Raw genomic sequence first — 25602 nt, 5'->3', positions numbered from 1 at the left:
AAGAGAAATTGAATTTCATCGCAATTTTAGTTCGTGAATAATAACTTGGTTTGTGTTTTTAATCAAGTTCGAATAAATTAGGGCATTTAAAAAATCATATAAAAAAGTTAAAAATGAAACTAAAGTCTTCACTCTTTCTGGTACTTATTGTCATAGCTTTTGTTTGCAAAGGGCAAGACAAATTTGAAAAATACTTCGAGAACAAAACGCTGCGCATTGATTATTTGATGGGTGGGGATGCTAAATCTCAAACTGTATTTTTAAAAGAATTAAAAGAAGAACCACATTGGGGAGGTAGTACGGTAAATTTGATTGATAAATTTGGGTATGGAACCTTCTGCTTTAAACTTTATGATGTTGAATCAAACGAATTGATTTATTCCAAAGGCTTCAATTCATTGTTTCAGGAATGGCAAACCACTGCTGAAGCAAAAGAGATGAAAAGGGCTTTCTATCAGGTAAATGTGATGCCATTTCCCAAAAAAACGGCTCGCTTTGTTTTGGAATCGAGAAAGTGGGATGGTACAATGGAGAAAATATGGGAGTATAAAATTGATCCCACCAATTATTTTATAATCAGAGACAAGCCAATACCTGTTCCGTTTACAAAAGTTATGGGGAAAGGCAGTACGGAAGAAAGTGTTGATATTGCCTTTATTGCAGAAGGATATACCACCAAAGAAATTGATAAATTTAAGGCTGATGTAAAAAGAGTTGCAGGTTATTTAATGGATGTACCTCCATTTAATAAATATGCAAAACGATTTAATATCTATGCATTGGAATCTGTATCAGAAGAATCGGGGACAGATGTGCCAGGAGAGAATATTTATAAGAATACGGCGGTAAACACTACTTTCTATACCTTTGATGTGCCTCGCTATTTAACAACTTTCGATATTAAAGCCCTTCATGATATTTGCGCCAACGTACCTTACGATCAGATTTATGTGCTGATTAATACTGACCGATATGGTGGAGGAGGATTCTATAATTACTATTCAAGTTGTTCGGCTGATAACGAGTTGACCTACGAAGTATCAAGTCATGAATTTGGGCATGGCTTTGCAGGTTTGGCTGATGAGTATTACAACTCTAAAGTTGCTTACGATGGTTTTTACAATCTGGAAATTGAGCCATGGGAACCAAATATTACAACTATGGTTGATTTTGACTCGAAATGGAAAGATATGCTGGATGAATCAACACCCGTTCCAACTCCAAGAACCCCGGCGTTTCAAAAAACAATAGGAGTTTATGAAGGTGGAGGATATTCGGCAAAGGGCATTTATTCACCTGTTCAAGATTGTAAAATGAAATCGAATAAGGAGAAACATTTTTGCCCAGTTTGCCAAAGAGCTATCGAACAAATGATTCTTTACCATATTGGGGAATAATACCGGTATTGCCATCAAGCAAGTCTAATTCACAATAAAGCGGTAATACTTTAGCTTTCGAAAATACATGTAAAAAAAATGCGCTTCAATGATGAGGCGCATTTTTTGTTTGGGGAATTGCTTTTAATTACTCTGTTTCTTCTTGTTTTTTAGCAATACTGTAAAAAATTAACAACGCCAAGCCTCCAAATAAAAAGATCATTGAAAAGTAAGAAACTTCTTCGTTTAGTCTTGTGTAAGCATCCAAAATGTTACCAATTAAGATTCCAACAGCTAGTCCAATTAATAAAATACCGTACTTTAAGCTTTCAAGTGTGCTACACTTCTTTTCTCCTTGCAATAAACTTATGTCCATTCCTTTTTCAATTAATGCTCTTCTTTCTTTGTGACGGTGCACTAAATAAACAACCAAAGGAATTACTCCAAATACCGAAATTATTGCTACTACTGGTGTGATATCCATAATATGTGATTTAAGGTTATACTTTTAATTAATTTATACTTTACAAACTAAAATCGAGTACTGATTTTTTGCTTTCATTCTTATGACGCCACCTCTTTTAATTGGGTTACAAAAAGTTTTAAGAAAGTTTTAATGCTATATATTATTCGGGATGAAAGTCATTGCGTTATCTTGTATTTGTTGAGTGAGAGAAAAGAGAGTTTATACTTATTTTACGTCGAACTCACGTTATTTATTTTAGGCTGTAACTGAATGCAAAGCTTGTGCGTCTAAGTTACAGATGATTTAATAAAAGCATTAAAATTTTGATTTCGAAGCAACATTTAACAACAAAAGATTGTCTTTTTAAAGGATTCTTTTTTGTTGATGGTTGAAAGTTTGTTTGAATATGGCAATAAGAAGAGATAGCTATTACATTGCAAAAATAAAGGAAGGAGATCCTGGCGCATATGCGGTTCTTGTTGACAAGTATAAGAAAATGGCATTTAATGTGGCTTTGCAATTAATGGGTAATCGAGAAGATGCCGAGGAAGTTGCTCAAGATGCATTTTTAAAAGCCTACCAAGCGATTGATACATATAAAGGAGATGCCAAATTTTCAACTTGGGTTTATCGAATCATTTATAATACTGCAATTTCGAGATTAAGAAAAAAAAAGCTTGAAGTAAGCTCAATTGATGAAGATTATTCTGCTTCGATAAATGTAAAATCAACTCAATCGGCTTTGCAGGAGTTGCAATCTGAAGAAAGGAAAAAATATCTTGCAAAAGCTTTGCAGCAATTGAGCGCACAGGACAGAACATTGTTAAGTCTATTTTATTTGGAAGAACATTCGGTGGAAGAGGTTTGTACCGTTACCGGATTAAGTCAGTCAAATGTAAAAGTAAAGTTACATCGTGCACGAAAGAAATTGTATTCAGAATTGGACATGATTCTGCAAGGAGAACTAAAAACATTATTATAGATTTCTAAAAATAGAAAACCATGAGCAAACAAGAAGATATCTATAAAGACGAATTCATTAAGAATTTAATGAAGGATATAGAATTGGAAGAACCATCAGGAAGGTTCACCAACAAGGTAATGGATGAGGTAATGCAAGATTGGTTGGCAAAACCAATTGAAGTAAAACAGACCAGATCGCGAAAGCAATGGTTAGGCTTAATTGGGCTATTATTCGTGTTGGCATTGATTTTACTAGGAACTGATGTCAGAACTTTGGTGAGCGATTTTGATCATCCGTTTTTTGTGCAGTTGAATAAACTGTTTTTAACACCTATCAATCAACTGCTAAATGGCGTTTTTGTAAGCTTGTCGGATGTTCCGGTTATTGTGTACATTGTTGTGGTTGCTATGGCATCCTTGGCGGCTTTCGATAAAATATTAAATAAATTTATTCACTTTAGGTAAGTTCAAACACAGCCGGTGCCTACCGGATTTTTCAATATTTTTTTGACGATTAACTGTTCTTCTTTGGAAGGGCAGTTTTTTTATAAAAAAAACCGCTCGGTTGGGAGCGGTTCTGATATCTTAATTAAAAAGGAAGATCGTCCTCTTCCGGAGCTGGCGGAACATCATCAGCAGTAAATTCGGGCATTTCGGGAATTGCTGCTTCGGCTTGTACTTTTTCAATTCTCCAAGCTTCCAAATTAGAGAAGTAGCTTACTTTTCCATCTTTTTCCCACTTGCGACCGCGAATGTTAAAAGAAACTTTAATTTCTTCGTTTAAAGAAATAGGTTCTAAAAGGTCACATCTGTCTTGTGTTAATTGGAATTTAATGAAATCGTTCCACTCCGAATTTCTTTCATTCTCTACTTCAATTACAAACTCTCTTTTCTTAAAGCGATCGCTAATTTGTTGAGTATCATCTTTAACGATTACTTTTCCGTTGATTTCAAAATTCATCTGTATCTAATTATCTGTTTGGATTACTCTTTAACAATTACAACTTTCTCAATTGCATCTCCGGCGCGGATGTCATCAATTACATCAAGACCCTCAACAACTTTTCCGAAACAAGTATGGTTTCTGTCCAGGTGAGAGGTATTGTCGCGGTTGTGGCAAATAAAAAATTGCGATCCACCTGTGTTTCTGCCAGCATGTGCCATGGAAAGAACTCCTCTGTCGTGATATTGGTTGTCTCCATCCAATTCACAGTCGATTGAATAACCTGGGCCGCCTGCACCAGTTCCATCGGGGCAGCCACCTTGAATCACAAAGCTAGGAATTACACGGTGAAAGTTTAGTCCGTCGTAAAATCCGGATTCCGATAGGTTTACAAAATTTTCTACAGTTTTTGGAGCATCTTTTTCGTAGAATTCTACTTTCATTACTCCTTTTTCGGTATGAATTTCAGCGTACATGACGATTTGTTTTATTGGTTATTTTTATCAGTTTTCTGGTATAGAAAACAAGATTTAAATTTACAACATCGTGTTGGTAGTTGCAAAGGAATGCAAATCTAAAAAAAAGATATGGGCTTAAAAAATTGTTGGCTTGCGATGTATGATACTGGTATTGCCATGAATTTATTCTTCCTTTAAAAAAAAAATATGGCCGTAGCTAAGGCTATGCCTCTATTTTTTAGCCTTGATTTAAACTCAAAATACTCAAAACAATCTGCGACTCAATTCATGGTAAAGCGGGGATGTATTCTGAATGACAGCTCGCAAAAAAAGCCCCTTCTGATTCTCATCAAAAAGGGCTCTGTTTTTAATTTATTGTCCTGAATCTTTTACAGTTCAATTATTTTTTAGGTTCTTCTGGCTTAATAATTTCCAAAAGCTCAACCTCGAAAATTAAAGTTTCGTTTGGTCCTATATCAGAACCGGCACCACGAGAACCGTAAGCCAATTTTGCAGGAATAAATAATTCGTATTTAGAACCTACAGGCATTAATTGTAATGCTTCTGTCCATCCCTTAATTACACGGTTAGCAGCGAAAGTAGCAGGTTGCTTTCTTTTGAAAGAAGAATCGAACTCTTTGCCATCGATAGTAGTACCGCGATAGTGAACTTTTACTTGATCGGTAGCAGCTGGTTTATCTCCTGTTCCTTCTGTAATTACTCTATATTGTAAGCCGCTTTCGGTTGTTACAACACCATCTTTTTTTGCATTATCAGATAAGAATTTTTCACCTTTAGCAATATTTTCTTCGCCAATTTTAGCTTGAAGACCTCTGATGTAATTGTTGATAACAGAACCACTTTCCTGCAAGCTAATTTTTAATGAATCATCTTCAATTACACTGTAAATACCAGCAAGAAGAGCTGCTTCGTTAAATTCAGTGATATTGCTTTTCTTAAGGTTAGATCCGAAGTTTAAACCAATGCTGTAACTTACTGAATCAATCTCATTGTTTAAAGCAACATCTTTGTTGCCAGTTTGATTACACGAAACAAGAGCCATAGCACCTAATCCCAGTGCAATTGACATTACTTTTAATTTCATTTTGAATTGTATTTTTTGGTTATTATTTAAATTAAACGATTTCAAGCAACTCAACTTCAAAAAGGAGAGTTGTGTGAGGACCAATTAGGTTACCAGCACCTTGAGCACCATATGCTAAATCAGAAGGAACATATAATTTCCATTTCGATCCAACAGGCATTAACTGAAGAGCCTCAATCCAACCAGCAATAACACCATTAACCGGGAATGTAGCAGGTTCGCCTCGGTTTACCGAGCTATCGAAAACAGTTCCATCAATTAAGGTACCGTGATAGTGACATTTTACGCTATCAGTTCCTTTTGGTAAATCACCTTTACCTTCGCTTACGATTTCGTACTGCAAACCACTTTCAAGAGAAACAACACCATCTTTTTTAGCATTTTCTTCTAAGAATTTTTTTCCGGCTTCAATTGCTGCACCAGCTTGCTCTTCTTGTATTTTACCAAAAAATTCTTGTAGTATTTTGTTTGCTTCTTCCGGAGAAATCTCGGGCATTTTACCATTAAAAGCAGCATTAAGAGCATCCATGAAAGGATCGATGCTTATTGTTTTAACACCAGATGTAATTAGGTTGCTTGCAATGCTTAAGCCCAGGCAATAGCTTATCTTGTCTTGTTCTTCAGTGTACTTCATTTTATATAATTGTTTGATAATTTCTTTCTGACTTATGATCAGTATTTCATTAAAGATCGACTAAGGTAAGTCTTTTCCTCCACATATTCGAAATTAGTCGGGATTTTAAGCTTTTTTTACATTTATTTTTGATTTCGTTCAAATGTAAAATCATCGATACGAGTAGCACGAAGCATTTGTCTTTTGCCCGGAGGGCCAGGGAGACGCTTGATGCTAAAGCCGGCGGAACGTAAGGCGTTTTTTACAATTCCTTTGGTGCAGTATGTGCTTAGTATGGCTTCAGGTTTGGTGGAATGATATATTTTTTCAAACACATGCTGACTCCATAAATCAGGCTGAACGTCGGGTGCAAAAGCATCGAAGTACACCAAATCGTATTTCGAAGGAAAAGTGTATTCAATTAAATCTCCTTGAAGTTTGCGAAGTGTGAAATTTTCATTGATTTGAACGTCTATATTCCATTTGCAAGAATGTAATTTTTGAAACATTGCAAAAGATGCTTCGCCAGCGGTATCGGCATAATTTAAGTTCTTTACCAAGTCCTCTTCCAAAGGATAAAGCTCAATGGAATGATAGATTACTTTTCTGTTCAGTTTTTCTGCTTCTATAACTGTTAAAAAGCAATTTAATCCTGTTCCAAAGCCAATTTCTAAAATATGGATGGGATCTTTTTCTGAGAAATGAAATCCTGCGTTTAGGAAAATGTGCATAGATTCTTGTATGGCACCGTGAGTAGAATGATAGTGCTCATCTAAATCGGGCATGTAGAAAGTATGCGAACCATCCTCGGTAAGCTTAAGCTCCTTTTTTAAATTCTTCATTTTCGAGTTGATTGATGATGATGGATGTCTGACGCAATCGGCAAGGGATTAAGCGTATCCAAAATTTTTGTAGTGGCAAAGGGTGCTCATTTTCCGGGTGTTTGTATAATAGTATCAAAAACCAAAAGAACAAAATGCATCCTTTTAAAATACTCGTAAAGGTAACTCCCCACCAAACACCTGTAACCTGCACCGATTCCGATGAGATCCAATCTTGAAACAAGGGTAGAAAATCCAATAAGGTATAGCTAAACAATAGGGCGAATGGAATTCGCAATACATTGCCAATAATACCAACAACGGCGGGAGGAATAGCTCGGCCAATACCATTAAATGCACCTGTTGTGCTTATCTCGATACACATAAAAATCTGCGAAAAGCTAAGGATAATAAGATATATAATGCCCAATTGAATTACTTCTTGTTCGCTGTTTTTCATGAACAACCCAAATATTGATTCTCCAACAAAAAGAAACAGTACTGTACTTATTAAACCTATGAATGCGGCAATGCCAAGCGTGATAAAGAATCCTTTTTGAATTCTGTCCCATTTTTTGGCACCAAAATTCTGCCCTGTAAATGTGCCTAATGCAGTTGAGAATCCAGAGGCAGTCATCCAGGAAAGGGCTTCGATTTGCGCCCCAATGGATTGAACAGCAAATGGAATTTCGTTTCCTTTGGCAATGTCGTTTAATACTCGGGCCAGCAGCATGGCTAAAAAAGCAAAGCATACCGACTGTAAGGCAACAGGGCCGCCAACTTTTAAAATTGGTTGTAAGAATTTTTTCTGAATTCGACCAAAATAGTTTTTGATGTGTAAAGGGTTTTGCCTAAAATGCAGGTGATAAATAAAAATCAGGAAAACCAATACTTGCGAACTAACAGTGGCAATTGCTGCACCTTTTGCGCCCAAGGCCGGAATGCTTCCCCATCCAAAAATCAGGATCGGATCAAGAATGATATTCATGATCAAGCCAATGGTGTTTACTACAAAAGGAATACGAGTGTTTCCGGTTCCGTTGTAAATGCCCGAAATGCCAATGTTGGTAAAGGTAAATGGCATACCAAAAGCAACAAATCTTAAATAATCAACAGCCGTAGCATTTACAAACTCGTTATCAATATTAAAAGAGTTAATAATTGGTACTGCAAAAATCCATACAAGAGCAGCAAAGGCGGTAGATAACAGCAACGACAAAGCAAAAGTATTCTTTGCGAATGATTGCGCATGGGGAATGTGATTTTGGCCAATGGATTGTGAAATGCCAACTTCGGCTCCAATTTTTGGAATAAACATTAGCGAAGATCCAAACCAAACCAGATAAAGAGCCATGCCAACAGCGCTAAGCGTTTCTTTCCCTACCTGTCCAAGCCATGCCATATCGGTCATGTTGTAAGCCATTTGCACAAAGGAAGTGGCAATAATGGGTATTGCCAACTTTACAATTTGAGAAAGTATATTGCCCGATGTAAGATCTTTGATTTTAGTCACCTCGAATCTGCCTTGTATACACATTTAAAATAGGGCGTAAAATTACAAAAATGCATGCGATTATTTTTGATTGACTCTGGATTATTCAAATATTTGCAAAGCATGAACGAGGTTCGGAAAATTATACACATCGATATGGATGCCTTTTTTGCATCGGTTGAGCAGTTGGATCATCCGCAATTGCGCAATAAACCCATTGCGGTTGGCGGTGGTGGCGATAGGGGAGTTGTGGCAGCTGCCAGCTACGAAGCTCGCAAGTTTGGCGTTCGTTCGGCCATGTCTTCAAAAATTGCAAAAAAAAGATGTCCTCAATTAATTTTTGTGAGAGGCAGGCACGATCGCTACAAAGAAGTTTCAAACCGGATCATGAGTATTTTTTATGAGTTTACCGATTTGGTTGAACCCCTATCAATTGATGAAGCTTTTTTAGATGTTACCCACAACAAGAAAAACCTGCCATCGGCAAGCACAATTGCCAAAGAAATTAAGAAGCGAATAAAAGAAGAAACCGGGCTTACGGCCTCGGCAGGAATATCAGTAAATAAATTTTTGGCAAAAATAGCTTCGGATATAAATAAGCCTAACGGTTTGTTTGTGATTCCTCCGAAAGAGGTGGAAGGTTTTATTGAAAATTTACAGATTGATAAGTTTTTTGGAGTGGGTAAGGTTACCGCTGATAAGATGCACAAATTAGGAATCTTTAAGGGAAAGGATCTTAAAAAGAAAAGTATTACTGATTTGAGCAGGTTGTTTGGGAAAAATGGATCGTACTATTATCATATTGCCAGAGGAATTGATGAAAGACCCGTAAATCCGAATCGAATTCGAAAATCGGTTGGAACCGAACATACCTATCAATCCGATTTAATCGATACCAATGAAATTAAGAAAGACTTGCAAAGCACTACCAAATCCTTGGTGCTACGATTGGAAAAAAGTGCTTTTAAGGGTCGAACCTTAACGCTTAAATTAAAATACAGCAATTTTGAGCAAGAGACCAGAAGCCGAACTTTATTGCAAACTGTTGAAGGTGAAGCAATGATACAGCAGCTAGCCGAAGAATTGCTGGATCAGGAAGAGTTGAAAACTAGTATTCGCTTAATTGGCCTTACGGTTTCCAATAGAATTGATGAATCGGAACCCTTGCAGCTTACAATTGATTTCTGAATAACACAGGTATAAAATTTAAGATTGTTTTAATCGAATTCATATTATTTAGTAATAGCAATGGGATATATTTATACTTTTTACCTGACTACATTAGACTAAAAGCAATTTTATGAAGAATCACTTAATCAAATCAATCTGTTATGCAATCGTATTGTTATTGTTGCATTCCTGTGCTACAAATACGAATTTCTCAACAGGTAAAACAGAATCGCATTATGCAATCAATTCCGAACTTGATAAAATAGCTGCCAAAGATACAAGCCTGATCAATTTAATTAGCTCCTATAAAAATAAATTGGATGGGGAAATGAATACCATCATTTCGATGGCAGAAACAGATTTAATGGTAAATCGTCCGGAAGGCTTATTATCCAATTTTATTGCTGATGCCTTGTTCGAAATTGGCAATAAATATTGCGAGGAGAAAAATTTGAATCATTCGGTTGATTTGGTAATAATGAATATGGGTGGAATTAGAAGCTCGCTTGCCAAAGGCGAGATAAAAACAGGAATCGTATATGAAATGTTGCCTTTCAAGAACAAGTTGGTGATTGTGGGAATGAAAGGGAAGGATTTGATTAATCTGTTGCATCGTGTTGCTTATTCTGGAGGCGAAGGCGTAAGCAATATCAAGATGGGAATAAAAGACAGAAAAGCTGTTGATATTTTGGTGGATGGCAAGCCTGTTGATCCGGCTAAAATTTATCATGTTATAAGTGTTGACTACTTGGTGAATGGTGGCGGCGGTTTTGATGCATTCCAAAATCGTGAAACTTTCCGACATATGCACAAGTTGTTACGATCTGAAATTATCAGCTATATGACCCGGAAGTACAAGAAAGGTGAGAAAATATCGGCTAAAAAAGATGGGAGGATTTACAATGTGGAATAGAAGAGAATTTGTTAAGAAATTGGCTTTAACTTATGCTTTTTTAAGCAGTGGATGGGCAGTCAAATCGCTATTTGCAGCTACAAAATCAAAACAGAAAATATGCTTGTTGCACACCAACGATTTGCACAGCAGAATTGAGCCATTTCCTAAAAAAGATCCTAAATACGGAGGCTTGGGAGGTTTTACCCGCATCAATGCTTTGGTAAAAAGAATCAGGAAAGAGGAAGAACATGTCTTGCTTTTCGATTGTGGAGATGTTTATCAGGGAACTCCATATTTTAATTTCTTTAAGGGGGAAGCAGAGTTTAAATTAATGAGCAAAATTGGCTACGATGCCGGAAATCTTGGAAATCATGAATTCGATAACGGGATTAAAGGAATTACTTCGCAAATGAAACATTTAAACTTTCCGCTTTTAAATGCCAATTACGATTTTTCGGGAACCGATCTCGAAGGAAAAATTCCACCTTACAAGATTTTTGAAAAAGGAGATCTAAAAATCGGAGTATTTGGTTTGGGGGTCGATCTTACAGGTTATGTTGAAGCTCACAATAGGGAAACAATTGTTTATATCGACCCTGTTGATGTGGCTAAAGATATGGTGCGAATTTTAAAAGAAGAGAATCAATGCGATTTGGTGGTTTGCTTATCACATATGGGGCATACAAGCAATATTGGTGGAGATAGTGATATGGAATTTGCCAAGCAAAGCAGAGGGGTTGACGTGATTTTAGGAGGCCACACTCATACTTTGTTGGAAAAACCTGAGCGTGTTAAAAATCTTGATGGAGAAGAGGTTATAATCAACCAGGTTGGCTGGGCAGGAATTGCCTTGGGTAGAATCGATTTTTATATCGACAAGAAAAAAAATACAAAATTAGCAGCTTCGCAACTGATAAAAGTAGAAGGAAGTATGGTGTAAGCTCGGTTCGATAGAAGTTATTTTGCTTAAATGCTTAATAATTTGCTTGCTACTGCTCCGGCTATTCAGGCTAGTGTGAAGAGTGTTAATAAAACGAATTAAAGTTTTTGAAAATATTTTTCTTTTTACAAGGCAAGGTTTACAGGCATAGCCGTAGCTACGGCGAAAAAGCTTAACGCAGTAGAAAGGAAAATAGGTCAAAAAATTAGTTCGGGGAATTAGCATTCTTTACACTAGTGGTTTTTAGCTTTAGCCATTGGCTTAAAACAGTAAATTCAGTATTTTATGCCAGTTTTATTCTTTTAAATGATTGATTTGTCAGGGTTGCAACCGAACTCACCTTAGTTTAAAAATATTAATTTAGAGCTGCATTATTAGATAAAATGAAGAAGTTTGAGCTAAACAAATCGAATTGGGCAGAAGCCGAAGGTTGGCTTTCGATAGCAGGGAATGTTATTTTATTTGTTCTTAAATATTGGGCAGGATTGGTAAGTGGTTCCATCGCCATTATTGCAGATGCCTGGCATACTTTATCCGATAGCTTAAGCTCGCTTATCGTTTTAATTGGAGCAAAAATTTCTAAGAAACCGGCCGACGAGGATCATCCTTTCGGACATGGTAGAGCCGATTTAATTAGTGCTTTTATTATTGGGATTCTGCTGCTTTTGGTAGCCTTCGATTTTGTAATTGAATCATACCATACCTTAAGAAATCATGAGTCGTCGCAATTTGGTACGCTTGCCATTGTGGTAATGATTCTATCGATAATAGTAAAGGAAGCACTGGCGCAGTTTGCTTTTTATGGAGCTCGAAAAACCAATTCGAAAGTTTTAAAAGCGGATGGCTGGCATCATAGAAGCGATGCAATTTCTTCTTTTGTGATATTGCTGGGGATATTCGCTGGAAAGTATTTTTGGTGGGTTGACGGCGCTTTGGGGATGATTGTTGCCATGATGATTGGATATGCAGCTTACGAAATTATCAGCGATTCGATTCACTCCCTGCTGGGCGAGAGTCCCGACAAAGAGTTGCTTGAAGATTTAAAGAAAACCTGCCAGGAGGTATATCCGCATGCTTTAAATCCACATCATTTTCATGTACACAATTATGGCGATCATAGCGAAATTACATTTCACATTCAGTTGCCACATGATATGTCGATAAAAACAGGACACGATATCTCTACCGAAATAGAAAAAGAGATAAAAAAACGATATGGATTTGTGGCCACAATTCATATTGAGCCGAGGGAGCATGTTTAATACTTATTTTACGTTGAACTCACCTTATTTATGCAACATACATAATGTTGTATTAAGGATGAGACAGTTTTTATGGCATTACTGATATAAGCACCCTTGTGGGATTTTACCGCCAACCAGCTTTTAGGATGAATTGGTTTTTATGCACCCACTATAGTACCGGCAATTTCATAAAAAAAAGCAGCCAAACGACTGCTTTTTTGAGTTGTAAATAAATAATTGACTTAGCAAAAATCAATTGTTAATTATCTTTTTCCTCCTCTTTTTCCTGTTTTAGTGTTTCTTTTAAGGATTTACGAGAACGAGCTTTTTCATTGTTTATTTCTATGCTTTCGCAGATGGCTTTATAGGTTGCCTCGTACTTTTCAGGAATCGCATCAACAGCACTTTCCAGATAAGGCATTAATCTATCGTTAATCATATTGCGAAGCTGGTCTTTTTGTATCGATGGAGCAGGCAAATCCAACTCTTCTGATTTGATGGTACCCAATTGTTGGTAAGCCGATTCAAGCGATGCCGTTGATGCAGAAAATTTTTCTACACGATCAGAAACACCGGTCAGCAGATCTACCAAAGGTTTAAAAGTTGGGCTTTTTAGGTTGGCAACCAGGGAATTGCTTAGTTCAATCTGTCTGGCGTAATTTTGTTTGTCAAGCTTTGGGTTATGACTTACAATAAGTTTCCAAAGCTCTTTGGCGGCATTTTCCGTTTCCAATTCGGGAGCATAAAGATTTGCTCTGATAAAATTTTTCAAGCAGATGTAATCTTTTCCTGCTTGCTCGTCCTCAGCTCTAACATTGGCTTTTAAGGTGTTTCCGTGTACCGCTTCAATTGCCTGCTCAAGAATTGGATGCTCAACTGCAATGTCTGATATAATTTTACTTAGAATTAAATCTTCCGACCAATCTTGTTCGGCGAATTTGGTACGAATAGCGCTAATTGTATTGCTTGTTTCAGCGCTGTCGCATGAATAATGGATTCTGATTTTTTCCATTTTAATTAAGTTTTGTTTATTTCTTTGATTCTCTGATCATCTTCGAATCTTGGCAATTCAATTGCTTTGATGAGCTGTCATATTTGAGAAATCGTTTGCTAATCTAAATAAAATTAAACAAACGATAAAATGTTATGGGATATATTTTTAAAAAAAATTTATGATCTCATACTAAAAATACTTTGCTTCTTTTCGGGGCGATTATTATTTAATAAGGGGATAGTTGAGTGTGAAAATTAAGTTATATCCTTTGTTTTGTAAGGCTAAAATTTATTTTGGTGATGAATTATAAAAACCAAGCCATTAAAAAATTTTATTGGGCTCCTTAATTCGAGTGGCAATGGCATATTAAAATTCTCTAGGAGCGTTGATCGAAAGGAAAAAGGCCTTTTGAATTTAAAAACGCATTTTTATCGACTGACAATGCCAAAATCAAATTCAAAATGGCCATTGTTCAAGTGACAATGGCCATTTTAAAATTCATACAGCCATTGTTTAAGTGACAATCCGCTTTTTTAACTTCAAAAACCGCTTTTCTCAAAAGACAAAGCCCTAAAAGTTTAAAAAGCCCTTTTTCCTTTTGAACAATGGCCCTAGGGAATTTCATAGGGCATTGTCTTTTGAACAATGTGCCTAGAGAATTTCATAGGGCGGTTGCCTTTTGAACAACGCTCCTAGAGAATTTCATAGGGCGTTGTCACTTGAACAATGCTCCTAGAGAATTTCATAGGGCGTTGTCTTTTGAATAATGCCCCTAGAGAATTTCATAGGGCATTGTCTTTTGAACAATGCCCCTAGAGAATTTCATAGGGCATTGTCACTTGAACAATGCCCCTAGAGAATTTCTACAGTCATTTTCTCCGACAAAGCTCTTTTGTTCTGTTTTCAATAGCCATACTGTTGTAAATAATCCAGACCTAAAGGTATGATATGTTTATTTTGATGCATCAAAATGGCATTGATCCGTGTTCAACAAACCCAATGCGAATTGTTACCTGTTGAATCGTGCTAATATTGATTATAATTCTTAGATTTGGAATCGTGAGTCAAAAATAAGTGCACAATACATACCAATATTGCGTGTATTGTGCACCTTTTTACTCTGAGATAGTAAAAATAAGTGCACCAGTGTGCGAATAAGGAGTTGTGGGTAATTGAAACAAACCAATAGCCGGTTAAATCTAAGACTGACCATCTGACATGCAATGAATCTTTAGCAATAATTAATTTAATCAAAAAAATGAAAAAACTTTTTAAACAAAAAATTTACTTGGTAGCAGTTTTCGTTTTGTTATTTTCGTGTCAAAAGGAAGAAATTACAATTGAAACTAGCCCTAACCAAATTAACTCTACATCTGATGAAGTACCAATAGAATTGGCATCAGAAGTCGCACTAAATTTTTCAAATGGAAATAAATTTAATAGAAAAAGTGAAAGGTTAAAGTCGGCCTCTTTAAATTCTAATTTTCAAGATAGGGAAATAGATGAAATAATCGTAGCACCAAGTGAAGACGGTTCCCCAGCTTTGTATATTATTAATTTTATCCCTAAAGGTTATGTGATAATTTCAGGTACTCAAAAGGAAAGTCCAATTTTAGGATATTCTGAAAATAGTGTATTCAAATTAGATAGCATTCCTATTACTATTGCTTTTTGGATAGCGGATAGAATGGATAAAATACAAGTATTAAAAGACTTAGATGATCTTCTTATACCTGATGATGTTGAGTTGGAATGGTCATACCAAGTTAAACCGCCTGATGTACCATACCCTGATGACGATCCCGATAATCCATCTGGAGTTGATGGGGGTACTGAATTAATTCAAAAAGGACCATTGCTTACTACAATATGGGGGCAAGGTTGGGGGTATAACTCTTTACTTGACCGGATTGGTGGTTCGTTACCGCCAACTGGTTGTGTTGCAACAGCTATGGCTCAAGTAATGAAATATCACCAATACCCGTCAAGCTATAATTGGAGTTTAATGCCAAATACATATGGGACGAATGAAACCGCACAACTAATGAGAGATATTGGCGAAGCAGTTAGTATGAACTATACTCTAAGTGGCTCTGGTGCAGATATGTCTGATGCGAGAAATGCATTAATTAACGATTTTGGTTATTCCTCTTCTGCAAATTACGTTGACTATAATGTAAACACTGTTGCTACAGAAATATCAAATAATAGACCTGTAATAATGGACGGTTATCATACGTATTATACAACAACTAGTGGTTGGTGGATTTTTGAGAAGACGACCCATCATTATGAAGATGGACATGCGTGGGTATGTGATGGTTATAAAAGAAATAGGTATTGCACGATATATTATTATGGAACGCCTAATGAATTTCGAGAATATGACTATGGTCCTTATTATTTACATATGAACTGGGGGTGGAATGGTTCTGGAATGGGTAGTGCAGACAACAATGGTTGGTTTAAGTATGATGATTGGGAGATTGGTAGTGTGACAGCATCTGACGGCACGCCATATGATTTTCAATATAGAAAAAAGTGTATAATCGGCATAAAACCTTAAGTTATGAAATATCATATGTTATATTTATATATTCTACTAACAATGTTTACAAGCTGTGATAAGAAAGATGAACAGAATCAGTCTACATTGATCGATGTAATTCTTGAATTTTCATTTGAAGACAATAATGGAAACGACTTACTAAATCCTGCTTTTACTAATTCATATAAGCATGAGGATTTGAAAGTTTATTGTTTAGATAATGGAGATGAAAGCATCTTGGCGAACAATGAATCACTGCATTTTATTTCAAATGAAAGAGGTGTTTATACCTTATTCATTCCATTATCCCATGACACTACGTATTTAAAGCTATCAGAAGATATAACAGATACAATCAGAAGTGAACATGAGATAGGTAGCAACTATAATTATATTATTAAGGTGTGGTATAATAGTAATTTAGTTTGGAATAGAGATGCTGAAACAGCATTAGTTAAAATTGTCAAGTAAGTTAACAAAATGATAATGGAGGTATCTGTAATTCCTTCATTATCATTAGTATGTAAAATCAACTACCCACAATCGAGTAGGCAGCCGCTAGGCCATTAGCCTAGCGGAGAACCTCTCACACCACTGTACGTACGGGTCTCGTATACAGCGGTTCGTTAAGTTGTGGGGAAATTTTCTTGTAAATGTCAAGCATTGATTCGTAGCCACGCTTCTTCAATCGGTCAAGAGTAATTGTAGTTCCAAGTATTGGACTTTGAGCAATTGCCCAACCTCCCATTCGAGAACGAGACCATGCATAGGCTTGACCCTGTTCTATTCCTAAACGAATCAGGTTTTTCCTTTTTCGTTCAGGCTTTTTCCAATGATGCCAGATACAATATCTGAGCCTGTTACGAACCCATCCATCAACATCTTGAAGTTTAACCAGCATACTAGCCATTCGGAAGTTGTTTACCCAACCTCTTTGTAATTCTTTCAGTTTTTGAATACGTTCTTCAAAACTCATAGGAGTCGTTTTGCGGGTGATGGTTTTTAGCTTTTGCTTTAAGTTTTTCCAACTCTTTTTGGAAACTACCAATTGATATTTGCCTCGTTCCCCTTTCTTGTAGGTTGGTACAAAGCCAAACCCTAAAAGGGTGAAGTGAACTGGTCGGCGAATTCCACTCTTTTCCCTGTTGATTTTTAATTTTAGCTTGTCTCTTAAAAACTTGTAAATCGAATTCCCAACTTGTCGGGCTTGCGATTTTGTTTTAAAATAAATGCTAAAATCATCCGCATAGCGTACAAAGCGTAAGTTCTGGAGTTCCAGTTCTCTGTCCAGTTCATGCAACATGATATTGGACAAAAGAGGACTTAGTGGACTACCTTGTGGTACTCCTTTTCTTCGTTTGACCAGTTTGCCTTCAATTAAAATCGGGGCTCGCAGCCATTTACGAATCAGGCGCATTGTTTCTCTGCATTTTATCTTTCGATAAAGTAACTGCAATAGGTAGCAGTGATCCACTTCATCAAAGAAAGTTTGCAGGTCGATATCTACAATATGCTGAAAGCCATCGTTAATATATCCCTGTGCTTTCATGACTGCCTGATGCAGACTTCGCTTTGGTCGAAATCCAAAACTATTGTCTGAGAATTCAAACTCGAATTTTGCCGTGATTATCTGCAATACCGCTTGCTGAAGCAAACGATCGGTTACGGTCGGAATACCCAATAAGCGCATCTTTCCGTTCCCTTTTGGAATCTCCACACCTAAAATCGCATGGGGCAAATACTTTCCTGTACGAACCTTTTCAGTCAGCTCATCCCGATTAATCGACATGAGGTCTGTAAGTTTGGTTACAGGCATATGATCAACACCTGCAGAACCGTGGTTCTTTTGAACCCCGTACATGGCTCGTAATAAGTTCTTGCCTGTTAGTATTTGCTCAATCATTTTAATTACTTTTTTTCCCTGTTCCGCTTAATGCAAGGCTAGAATCATAAGAAAGCTTCCTTGCAACATTTGGAACAACTTAACGTTCAACCCTTCACTATTTTGTGAGACCTCCATGGTTTCTATTCATGGCTCGTTACCAATAGCTAATATGGTATCTGCTGACTTCTCAGTACAACTAACCCGTAGTTCCTGAGATATCCCCCGGTAAGAGCATTTTCCTTCCTCCAATTCCTGCCTGATCTACTACTTTGGTGTTTCTCTAAAAAAAGAGTTAGGACGTCGACATGATGTGCTGCCTTATCCAACCTCATAGCCTCATATCAGGTTCCTGTTCGTCAGTACCGGATTTTGTAGTCTCGCTTCCTTCAGTGCATACCTCACGGTAAACCACCTTGCGACTTACTAATGCTTCCGAGAGTCACCTCGGCACATAAGGGACTTGCACCCTCTGGAAAATTAACATACTTATTGTTAGCTCGTTTGATCAAATATTTGCATATTTAAACTTTTTCAAGAGCTTACAGATAAGTGTGCTCTTGCTCATGCAGGGCACACACATTTTGTATAAGTAATGGCAGGGAAAGTGTTTAATTTCAGGGTTTGTAGCCCGCTCAAACTGCGTAGCGGTTTGACAGGAAATTACTACGCAATCTGCCACTACTCATAGTGTGCCGAGAAGCAACGGTCGGCAAAATATCTGTTGCATGCTGTAATTGAGATGGTGGACACCAGTTGTAAGGTGGAACCACTGGGGTCGTCTTGCAGGAGGGGGCTTCAAACCACCCAAAGGTGCTTTGGTAAAGAGCCATGGTGCTGAGCGTTTGGGAAAGGTTGTGCCGCGAGCACAATTAGGTGTTGAAAAAAAGAGATGAACGAAAGTGAACCTCCGACGAGGTGTCGAGAAGTGGGTACATTCAATCAAAAACTGCAAAGTATGTGATGCAGTGATAAGTACGGAAGAAACCTGTTTACTGTCCGTGCGGTTGGCGTCATTCAGGAGGCATGACTTTTATCTGGGCTCAATTACGGAACTCGGGAACCTGCCTGGCAATGCAAAGCGAAAGACACAATAGGAACACCCTAAAGGTTGAATAACGAAGTGCTGGAGCAGGGACGGACTGACCTGTAGTAGTGAAGATACGACCGTAATGGAAGAGGAGCGAAGGGGTTAGGTTATACCGTCTTATAACATTTAACAACTTGAAAGAGGATGAATTTATGGTATGAGACAAAATCGATACCTGTAAGCCGAGAAATGGTTTGGCAGGCTTATAAGAAAGTAAAAGCGAACAAAGGAAGTGCAGGGGTGGACTCGGTAAGTATGGAAGAATTTGATGCGAACCGTTCAAAACACCTCTACAAACTTTGGAACCGCATGTCATCGGGAAGTTATTTTCCGCCACCGGTAAAGCAAGTTGAAATACCCAAGAAAGACGGAAAGATGCGCAAGTTGGGCATCCCCACTATATCGGACAGGATTGGTCAAAAGGTTGTAAAGGACTTTATAGAGCCACGAATGGAGGAGATATTCAGCCCTCATTCGTATGGCTATCGTCCCAGCAAGAATGCCCATCAGGCACTGTCATCGGTAAGAGAAAACTGTAGACGAACGGATTGGGTAATCGACTTGGACATCAAAGGGTTCTTTGACAATATCGACCATGGCAAGCTGATGGTGGCGGTAGAAAAGCATGTGGCCGAAAAGTGGGTTTGCATGTACATTGAGAGGTGGCTGGAAATGCCTGTTCAATTAAAGTCAGGGGAGTTGGAGCAAAAACAAGGCAAAGGTACACCGCAAGGAGGAGTGATAAGCCCCCTGTTGGCCAACCTTTACCTACATTACGCACTGGACAAATGGCTGGAACTAACAGACCCTACACTGAAATTCGCACGATATGCCGACGATGCGATTATTCATTGCGGTAGCAAGAAACAAGCGGAGCTTATACTGGGCCAACTAGATTCACGGATGAAGTCATGTGGGTTGGAACTCCATCCTGACAAGACCAAAATTGTGTATTGTAAAGATTACCGCAGAAGAGAGAAACACGAGCTGGTGAAGTTCGATTTTCTAGGGTACTCTTTTCAGCCCCGCACAACCCCGTCCAGGAAAACAGGCAAGCTGTTCCTTGGATTTGATTGTGCTATAAGTATAAGTTCGAGAAAACGGATTGCGGACAAACTGGAAGAAATTAAAGTAGAGAAACTGAGCTTCAAAAGCATAGTTGGAGTTGCCCAATACCTTAACCCTATGATAAGGGGGTGGGTCAATTACTATGGGAAGTTCAGGAAATCAGAACTAGTTAAAGTATTTCAGTTGTTGCGAAATCGTTTGATACGCTGGGCAAGAATGCGGTATAAACGCTACAAGACAAGTTTAAACAAAGCCTTTAAGTGGTACGAACGGATAAAGAAACAATTTCCTTACCTGTTTTACCATTGGCAAGTTGGATTATCTTGTTAAATTTGGTATCGATTGTATAACAAGAGCCGTATGACGGGAGACTGTCACGTACGGTTCTGTGAGAGGCTTAGGGTGAAACTCCCTTTGCCTACTCGACCAATTTACCGTTATGGGCAATTACCCAGTAAGTATAATTAGCTTTAATATGAAAGAATTTGAGAATAAAGAATTTTACGAAAGAGTAGACCAGATGATAAAAATGAAGATGACAGGTTCCCCAAAAGAATTTGCAAACAAGTTGGGAATATCAGAAAGTCATTTATATCGAGTTATTAATTATTTGAAGGAAAGAGCATCCTGTCCAATATTTTTGATAAAAGCAGAAGTTCATATGTTTATGAATTCGATGGTAAATTAGAGATTAGATTTTGTTATGAAATAGATAAAAAAGACCAACAAAAAATTGAAGGAGGAATGTTTTTTAACTTTGATAGAAACTCACTATCAAAAAATGAGAGTGGAGTAAACTATTTTTGGTTCGATAATATTTTTAATAACTTAAAATTAGTTTAAAATGAAAAATTTAGAAATGTTCCAAGTCCAGGAATTAACAAAGAATGAAATGAAAAAGGTACAAGGCGGTATCTCAATCATTCGTATTGAAGGTTGGTTTGATGGAAAAAAAGGTAGTCGAGGTTATCTCTTTGGTAAGAAAATTTGGGACACTTATTAATTAATCTTTAGGGGTCAAGTCAATAATTGATTTGACCCCTTGAAATTTTTGTAATTATGCGAATAATTTTCTGTATTTTACTACTATATAATATTAATTATTATAGCTTTGGGCAAACTGTTTTAATTGACACAGACACACACTCACCAATCTTATTTGCACATGTAGTATCAGAGAATGGGAATCTACTTGCAACATCTGATTTAAATGGAATAATTGAAATAGATGCTGATAATTCTGCTCAATGCGATTCTTTGATTGTTCAACATATATCTTATAAAAGCATTAAAATTTCTTATGAGGATTTAAATGCTAATGATTCTGTTTTTATGATTAAGAATACTCATATTTTAGCAGAGAGTATTGTGATGTCCAGTAAGCCGGAAATTATTGTGTTAAAAGGTTATTATAGAAGCTACGAGCTTGATGATAACATTCCAAAATATTTTACGGATGGCATTGTTGAATATTACATTCCTGTTAAAAATGAAAAAAAAATAAAAATGAGGATTATTGAGAATCGTTCATATTGCAATAATGTTTTAGTTCAAGCCGAAAAAAAAAGAACAAATATGATAGTGATGCGTTTGGCTGGCATACCAAGAATAGTACACGGCTCGATTCTTAAAACTTTAAGTAAGAAGAATTACAAGGTTAGAGATATTTCTAAAAATATTATAGAAATAACAAAGGATTCTTCTGTTGTAGGTATAGTTGAACGAAATTTTGGAGATAGCACAGTTCTTTTAAATTTGGATTTTATTGCACCAAAAAAACACGAAACAAGAACACTTTTTAATTATACTTCTCAAATAACAAGCAACGAACTTACGGAAATCTATCCCAATATTAAATTATCCTTACTTTCTACAAAAGATATATTGAGAAGGAAAAAGCATCGTCTAATATTATTTAAACATAAAAAAGATAACAAATCAGTAAAACTAGAAGGTATTGATGAATTATATATTTTTAATAGAAGTTATATAAGCAAAGAAGAATTCAAGCTAATAAAATCATCAAGTTATGCCTTTCCTGAATCAACTTCATATACTAATGAATATTGGAAAAATCTAGGTCAATATGATATACCATATATAAATGCAAACATTGAAAATTTAATTGGAAAGATACTAAATGAATGTAAATAAAAGCCCATAACATTTTGTATAAAACATAGCCGAGATTTTACAAACTTGTAGTGTAGTATCTTATCTCCGTTTGATAAGTTTGTAGCTCGCAATCGGCTACGTTTCATACAATTCGCCGTTGTACGCAACAGCCACCCAGACAGAAATATAGTGCTAAATTGATGAGAAAAAAAGAGACCGAAATACTAAAAAACCCCAATGCGCAAAGCATAAGTTTGTCAGCCCATCCCTGCAATCATCCCTTCGCTGCCAAACACATGCTTTTCTTTCTTACCCACGCTTCCAACCAGATAAACTATTGATTACTATGAAAGATAGGTTAGATTTAAATTATATTCAGAACAAGGAATGCAAGCAAGGTTGTAATAAATACGACAGAAAAGAAATAACTGAAAACGATTTGTGTACTGGTACAAACTCTACTTTTGATAATTTACCAATAGGGTGCGTTGGAGAGTGGGGTATGCAAAAAATATATCATCTTGTTCAATATTTTGGAATCTTCTCTAATGGCATGAAAAACAAATGGGGTGGAGAGTTAAACTATATTGAGATTTGTAGCGGACCTGGTAGGTGTGTATCCGCTACGACACCATACAATTTACCATTAGCAAACATTCTTGACACCAAATTAGTAGTATGAAAAATATAATTTTAATTACATTTTTATTATTAACATCTATTTATTCATGGGGTAATAAATTGACCATTCAGCTAAACAAGATAAGATCAAATACTCACTCCTTTCTTATATCAATGAATGATCAAATATTCTACCAGCAAGTAAGAGGTGATTCAATTAATTCCGTCGCAAAGAATGGGGTATCTTTTCATTATAGTTTTGCAATGAGATATTATACATTAGATAATAACCACATAGTTACCCTACAATCTGACAAAAATGATACAAATGAGGGAATTCATCCCGAAGTATTAAAAATAATGAATGGAATCTTTGAGCAATATAGTATAGGAGAAATATATAGTTTCAAACGGAAAGAAGTTGAAACTCTTATTTTGGAAAAATTAAGAAATAGATTCAAAAAAGATCATATACAAATTGAAGCTATTCTATTTAGAAGTATTCAGTTTTCTGAAAAATTAAAACAAAAAATCTATGAGAGGCTTTTAAAAGAAGAAGAGGCGAGGAAAGCCAATAAATAAAACGTTTGCTAACAAAAGTAACCGTTGCACAACACCCCGCTAGTCCTGATTTGCAATCAGGGCTCAAGGAGTAATGAATTTCTAATTCAATTTTAGAGGTTTAGCAAGTCAGCTAGTCTTGATTGTAATAAGGGCTCATAGAGCAAATGGATTTTCAATTCCCAAAAAACAATTTGAGATCATTGCTATCCCTCTTTCTGCACAGCAAGCACTCTTTTTTTCTTTTCGCGCGAAAAAAACACTGCGGTAACTGCACCGCCAATTACCAAAATGGCACCAATCAGCGAATAAAGAGTCATGCTTTCGGGTTGTATCCAGCTTACCCTAAGGGAAGTAAGAACAGACATGCTAATTAGCGTAATAATTGGATTTAGGGTAACAATAATGCTAACCTTATAGGCTTCGGTGTATTTAAAAGCCAAGGCAATAGAGCCATAAGCTACCAAGGTGTTCACTCCAAGAAATACCACAATGGCCCAGGTTTTAAAGTCCAAGTCCTGAAAAGCCGAAAAATCGGTCATCGGCGTGTAGAGAAGTGCAGGAATTCCATAAAGTACCATATTGAGAGCCTGAGCAGGGTGTTTTTGCACCAGTTTCTTTTGCAAGACAGCATATAATACCCAGGTAACTGCCCCCAGCTCTACCCAAAAAAAGCCAAGGTTAAAAGCATTGGTATCGTGAATGAATGTTTGCAGTTGAGTGCGATAGAACAGGAACAATCCGATGCCGGCAATGCCAAAACCGGCAAGCTGCTTTAGGTTTAACCGCTCTTTAAACATGATTACGCCCACTAAAGCAAGCAATATTGGCCCCGATTGAATAATGATTTGAGCATTGCTGGGACTAGTGTAGTTTAATCCTTGCAGAAAACCAATGTAGTTAACCCCTAATGCAACGGCAGCAATAATTAGTATAAGTGGAGGGCGCTTAATGATATTCAGTTGCTTTCGATCTCTTATTAAATAGTAAATGAACAGCACTAAAAAAGCAAAAGCAAAACGAAACCATACGATGCTAACAGGATCGATATCTTTTAATGCCACTTTTAAAAAAATGGGAAGAAACCCCCATAAAAATGCAGTGAGCATGGCATACAGTACTCCCTTAAAATTACTGGAAGAAGCAAGAGTGTTCATTGGTTTTCTTATTTAGAATAATTACAAGGAGTCAAAAGTAGAAAAAAAAAGATTCGCTGATACTTCCAAATAAAAAAATAACAGGAAAGTAACAGATGGCTACCCTACAGCTTGTTGCCTTAGGAAAAAAGAAGATTGATTTTTATACTGGAATTGCCATAAAATCAGTTTTACTCTTTTGGCCTTTTAAGTTGATTCTTCCTTAAAAAATATTGCAGTAGCGATAAGAGCTATTTTATATTAAAACCAGTATTACACCCAAAAGCTATTTGCTGGTTTACTTTTTGTTTTGTGGTTCAATTCTTAGCAAATAGCTATGGCAATTGAAAAGAAACAAATCCCAAAGCCTTCCATACCTCAACCACTTGGTTTAGGCTTACTTCAAAGGATAAGTATTCTTTATTGTCGGACTTTAATAGCAATTGATTGTTGTTGAAATCTTTCAATACTCGTTTGTAAACAATTCCATCGTCGGTAGTAACTACAATGTGGCTTGTGTTGTCTTTTATCAGTTGCCAATCTTGCACATATTCGCAAATAATGTATGCTCCTGCTGGCACAGGCAACATGCTTTCCCCTTCAATTTGGAAAGCCCTGTAGGTTTTATTTTCCGAAAGCTCGGCAAATGGCATTCTAAAGTTTGGCAGTTCGCTAATAAATTCGGCATCCGAGTGTCCGTTTAAATAGCCGGCAGCTGCTTTAACCGGAACCAATGAAATCATTTCATCGTTTTTTTCATCAACCAATATGGGTAGAATTCGAAGGTTTTCTCCTTTCGTGTCTCGCTTTTTAATTCTCTCCTCTTCTTCAATGTCCGATTTTACCAATTCATCCAGATTTCGATTAAAATAATCCGAATATTTTAAAAGTGTAGAAATTTTTGGGGTACTTTTTCTTTGTTCGTAGGAGCTGATTGATGAGGCTCCAACTCCTATTCGGGCTGACAGGCGATTCTGTGATAGTCTTTTTCTGATTCGTAAATGTTTTAGGTTTTTATTTAGATTCTTCATGTGTATTCTTATCAGTCGGTAAAATTGAGAGCAGCAAAAGTAGTAGTTTGGATTGATCTTTTGCAGGCTT

General features: G+C 36.7%; 26 protein-coding genes. 15 read left to right on the top strand and 11 right to left on the bottom strand.

Translation table 11 applies throughout. The features are described from left to right. Window positions 1-113: 113 nt before the first annotated feature. Window positions 114-1397: a M64 family metallopeptidase gene (locus ACO05S_RS05215; RefSeq protein WP_421920474.1), complete on the top strand. Its 1284-nt coding sequence runs from the start codon at window positions 114-116 to the stop codon at window positions 1395-1397. Window positions 1398-1524: 127 nt separating this feature from the next. On the opposite strand, the gene ACO05S_RS05210 is transcribed toward ACO05S_RS05215, so the two are convergent. Further along, window positions 1525-1860 (bottom strand): DUF6249 domain-containing protein, encoded by a 336-nt coding sequence (locus ACO05S_RS05210; protein ID WP_421920473.1) that lies wholly within the window; start codon window positions 1858-1860, stop codon window positions 1525-1527. A gap of 388 nt (window positions 1861-2248) precedes the next feature. Here ACO05S_RS05210 and ACO05S_RS05205 point away from each other — a divergent pair, with 388 nt between their 5' ends. After that, entirely contained in the window at window positions 2249-2824 is a 576-nt protein-coding gene (locus tag ACO05S_RS05205) for an RNA polymerase sigma factor (protein WP_421920472.1), read from the top strand. Between the two features lie 20 nt (window positions 2825-2844). Next, on the top strand, window positions 2845-3270 hold the full coding sequence (locus ACO05S_RS05200) for a hypothetical protein (protein ID WP_421920471.1): 426 nt from the start codon (window positions 2845-2847) through the stop codon (window positions 3268-3270). A gap of 124 nt (window positions 3271-3394) precedes the next feature. Here ACO05S_RS05200 and ACO05S_RS05195 read toward each other — a convergent pair whose 3' ends face one another. The 6 genes from ACO05S_RS05195 to ACO05S_RS05170 form a co-directional block, all read right to left on the bottom strand. After that, entirely contained in the window at window positions 3395-3766 is a 372-nt protein-coding gene (locus tag ACO05S_RS05195) for a DUF3127 domain-containing protein (RefSeq protein WP_421920470.1), read from the bottom strand. Between the two features lie 23 nt (window positions 3767-3789). After that, a complete protein-coding gene (locus ACO05S_RS05190) occupies window positions 3790-4224 on the bottom strand; it encodes a peptidylprolyl isomerase (RefSeq protein WP_421920469.1) in 435 nt (144 codons plus the stop codon). Between the two features lie 382 nt (window positions 4225-4606). Continuing rightward, a complete protein-coding gene (locus ACO05S_RS05185; RefSeq protein WP_421920468.1) occupies window positions 4607-5311 on the bottom strand; it encodes an FKBP-type peptidyl-prolyl cis-trans isomerase in 705 nt (234 codons plus the stop codon). A 31-nt stretch (window positions 5312-5342) separates the two neighbouring features. Next, entirely contained in the window at window positions 5343-5945 is a 603-nt protein-coding gene (locus ACO05S_RS05180; RefSeq protein WP_421920467.1) for an FKBP-type peptidyl-prolyl cis-trans isomerase, read from the bottom strand. Between the two features lie 122 nt (window positions 5946-6067). Continuing rightward, window positions 6068-6766 (bottom strand): tRNA (5-methylaminomethyl-2-thiouridine)(34)-methyltransferase MnmD, encoded by a 699-nt coding sequence (gene mnmD, locus ACO05S_RS05175; protein ID WP_421920466.1) that lies wholly within the window; start codon window positions 6764-6766, stop codon window positions 6068-6070. After that, complete coding sequence (locus ACO05S_RS05170; RefSeq protein ID WP_421920465.1) at window positions 6741-8258, bottom strand: MATE family efflux transporter; 1518 nt, start codon at window positions 8256-8258, stop codon at window positions 6741-6743. Before ACO05S_RS05170 ends, mnmD begins: the two co-directional genes overlap by 26 nt. Before the next feature lie 54 nt (window positions 8259-8312). On the opposite strand from ACO05S_RS05170, the gene dinB reads away from it, so the two are divergent. The 4 genes from dinB to ACO05S_RS05150 all read left to right on the top strand — a co-directional run bounded on the left by dinB (window position 8313) and on the right by ACO05S_RS05150 (window position 12504). After that, a complete protein-coding gene (dinB, locus tag ACO05S_RS05165) occupies window positions 8313-9425 on the top strand; it encodes a DNA polymerase IV (protein ID WP_421920464.1) in 1113 nt (370 codons plus the stop codon). A gap of 112 nt (window positions 9426-9537) precedes the next feature. Further along, on the top strand, window positions 9538-10320 hold the full coding sequence (locus ACO05S_RS05160) for a 5'-nucleotidase C-terminal domain-containing protein (protein WP_421920463.1): 783 nt from the start codon (window positions 9538-9540) through the stop codon (window positions 10318-10320). Continuing rightward, the gene (locus tag ACO05S_RS05155) at window positions 10295-11242 is read left to right on the top strand and encodes a bifunctional metallophosphatase/5'-nucleotidase (protein ID WP_421920462.1); all 948 of its coding nucleotides are present in this window, start codon (window positions 10295-10297) and stop codon (window positions 11240-11242) included. Before ACO05S_RS05160 ends, ACO05S_RS05155 begins: the two co-directional genes overlap by 26 nt. A 383-nt stretch (window positions 11243-11625) precedes the next feature. Continuing rightward, complete coding sequence (locus tag ACO05S_RS05150) at window positions 11626-12504, top strand: cation diffusion facilitator family transporter (RefSeq protein ID WP_421920461.1); 879 nt, start codon at window positions 11626-11628, stop codon at window positions 12502-12504. A 241-nt stretch (window positions 12505-12745) separates the two neighbouring features. Here ACO05S_RS05150 and ACO05S_RS05145 read toward each other — a convergent pair whose 3' ends face one another. Then, entirely contained in the window at window positions 12746-13498 is a 753-nt protein-coding gene (locus tag ACO05S_RS05145; RefSeq protein WP_421920460.1) for a DUF6261 family protein, read from the bottom strand. A 1240-nt stretch (window positions 13499-14738) separates the two neighbouring features. On the opposite strand from ACO05S_RS05145, the gene ACO05S_RS05140 reads away from it, so the two are divergent. Both ACO05S_RS05140 and ACO05S_RS05135 read left to right on the top strand, forming a co-directional pair. Continuing rightward, window positions 14739-16046: a C10 family peptidase gene (locus ACO05S_RS05140; RefSeq protein WP_421920459.1), complete on the top strand. Its 1308-nt coding sequence runs from the start codon at window positions 14739-14741 to the stop codon at window positions 16044-16046. Between the two features lie 3 nt (window positions 16047-16049). Beyond that, on the top strand, window positions 16050-16499 hold the full coding sequence (locus tag ACO05S_RS05135; RefSeq protein ID WP_421920458.1) for a hypothetical protein: 450 nt from the start codon (window positions 16050-16052) through the stop codon (window positions 16497-16499). 115 nt (window positions 16500-16614) lie between these two features. On the opposite strand, the gene ltrA (ACO05S_RS05130) is transcribed toward ACO05S_RS05135, so the two are convergent. Further along, window positions 16615-17931 carry a group II intron reverse transcriptase/maturase gene (ltrA, locus tag ACO05S_RS05130; protein ID WP_421920457.1) on the bottom strand — a complete coding sequence of 439 codons (1317 nt, stop codon included), beginning with the start codon at window positions 17929-17931 and terminating at the stop codon, window positions 16615-16617. Between the two features lie 1213 nt (window positions 17932-19144). Between ltrA (ACO05S_RS05130) and ltrA (ACO05S_RS05125) the strand changes: the two genes are divergently transcribed. The 6 genes from ltrA (ACO05S_RS05125) (at window position 19145) to ACO05S_RS05100 (ending at window position 23386) form a co-directional block, all read left to right on the top strand. After that, on the top strand, window positions 19145-20398 hold the full coding sequence (gene ltrA, locus ACO05S_RS05125; protein WP_421920456.1) for a group II intron reverse transcriptase/maturase: 1254 nt from the start codon (window positions 19145-19147) through the stop codon (window positions 20396-20398). Between the two features lie 145 nt (window positions 20399-20543). After that, window positions 20544-20756: a hypothetical protein gene (locus ACO05S_RS05120; protein ID WP_421920455.1), complete on the top strand. Its 213-nt coding sequence runs from the start codon at window positions 20544-20546 to the stop codon at window positions 20754-20756. Between the two features lie 156 nt (window positions 20757-20912). Then, entirely contained in the window at window positions 20913-21071 is a 159-nt protein-coding gene (locus ACO05S_RS05115; RefSeq protein ID WP_421920454.1) for a bacteriocin, read from the top strand. Between the two features lie 56 nt (window positions 21072-21127). Then, a complete protein-coding gene (locus ACO05S_RS05110; protein WP_421920453.1) occupies window positions 21128-22222 on the top strand; it encodes a hypothetical protein in 1095 nt (364 codons plus the stop codon). 307 nt (window positions 22223-22529) lie between these two features. Further along, window positions 22530-22865 (top strand): hypothetical protein, encoded by a 336-nt coding sequence (locus ACO05S_RS05105; protein ID WP_421920452.1) that lies wholly within the window; start codon window positions 22530-22532, stop codon window positions 22863-22865. Continuing rightward, a complete protein-coding gene (locus ACO05S_RS05100) occupies window positions 22862-23386 on the top strand; it encodes an SPFH domain-containing protein (protein ID WP_421920451.1) in 525 nt (174 codons plus the stop codon). Before ACO05S_RS05105 ends, ACO05S_RS05100 begins: the two co-directional genes overlap by 4 nt. A 185-nt stretch (window positions 23387-23571) precedes the next feature. Here the strand turns inward: ACO05S_RS05100 and ACO05S_RS05095 are convergent, their stop codons facing one another. Together ACO05S_RS05095 and ACO05S_RS05090 are read right to left on the bottom strand one after the other, a co-directional pair. Beyond that, entirely contained in the window at window positions 23572-24522 is a 951-nt protein-coding gene (locus ACO05S_RS05095) for a DMT family transporter (protein WP_421920450.1), read from the bottom strand. A 314-nt stretch (window positions 24523-24836) separates the two neighbouring features. Continuing rightward, window positions 24837-25532, bottom strand: a complete 696-nt coding sequence (locus tag ACO05S_RS05090) for an XRE family transcriptional regulator (protein ID WP_421920449.1) — start codon at window positions 25530-25532, stop codon at window positions 24837-24839. Between the last annotated feature and the right edge of the window lie 70 nt (window positions 25533-25602).

Source organism: Marinifilum sp. (assembly GCF_965230805.1).
In the GTDB taxonomy this organism is placed as follows: Bacteria; Bacteroidota; Bacteroidia; order Bacteroidales; family Marinifilaceae; genus Marinifilum.
Note: the sequence above shows the minus strand (reverse complement) of the source record. Positions and strands in the feature narration are given on the sequence as shown.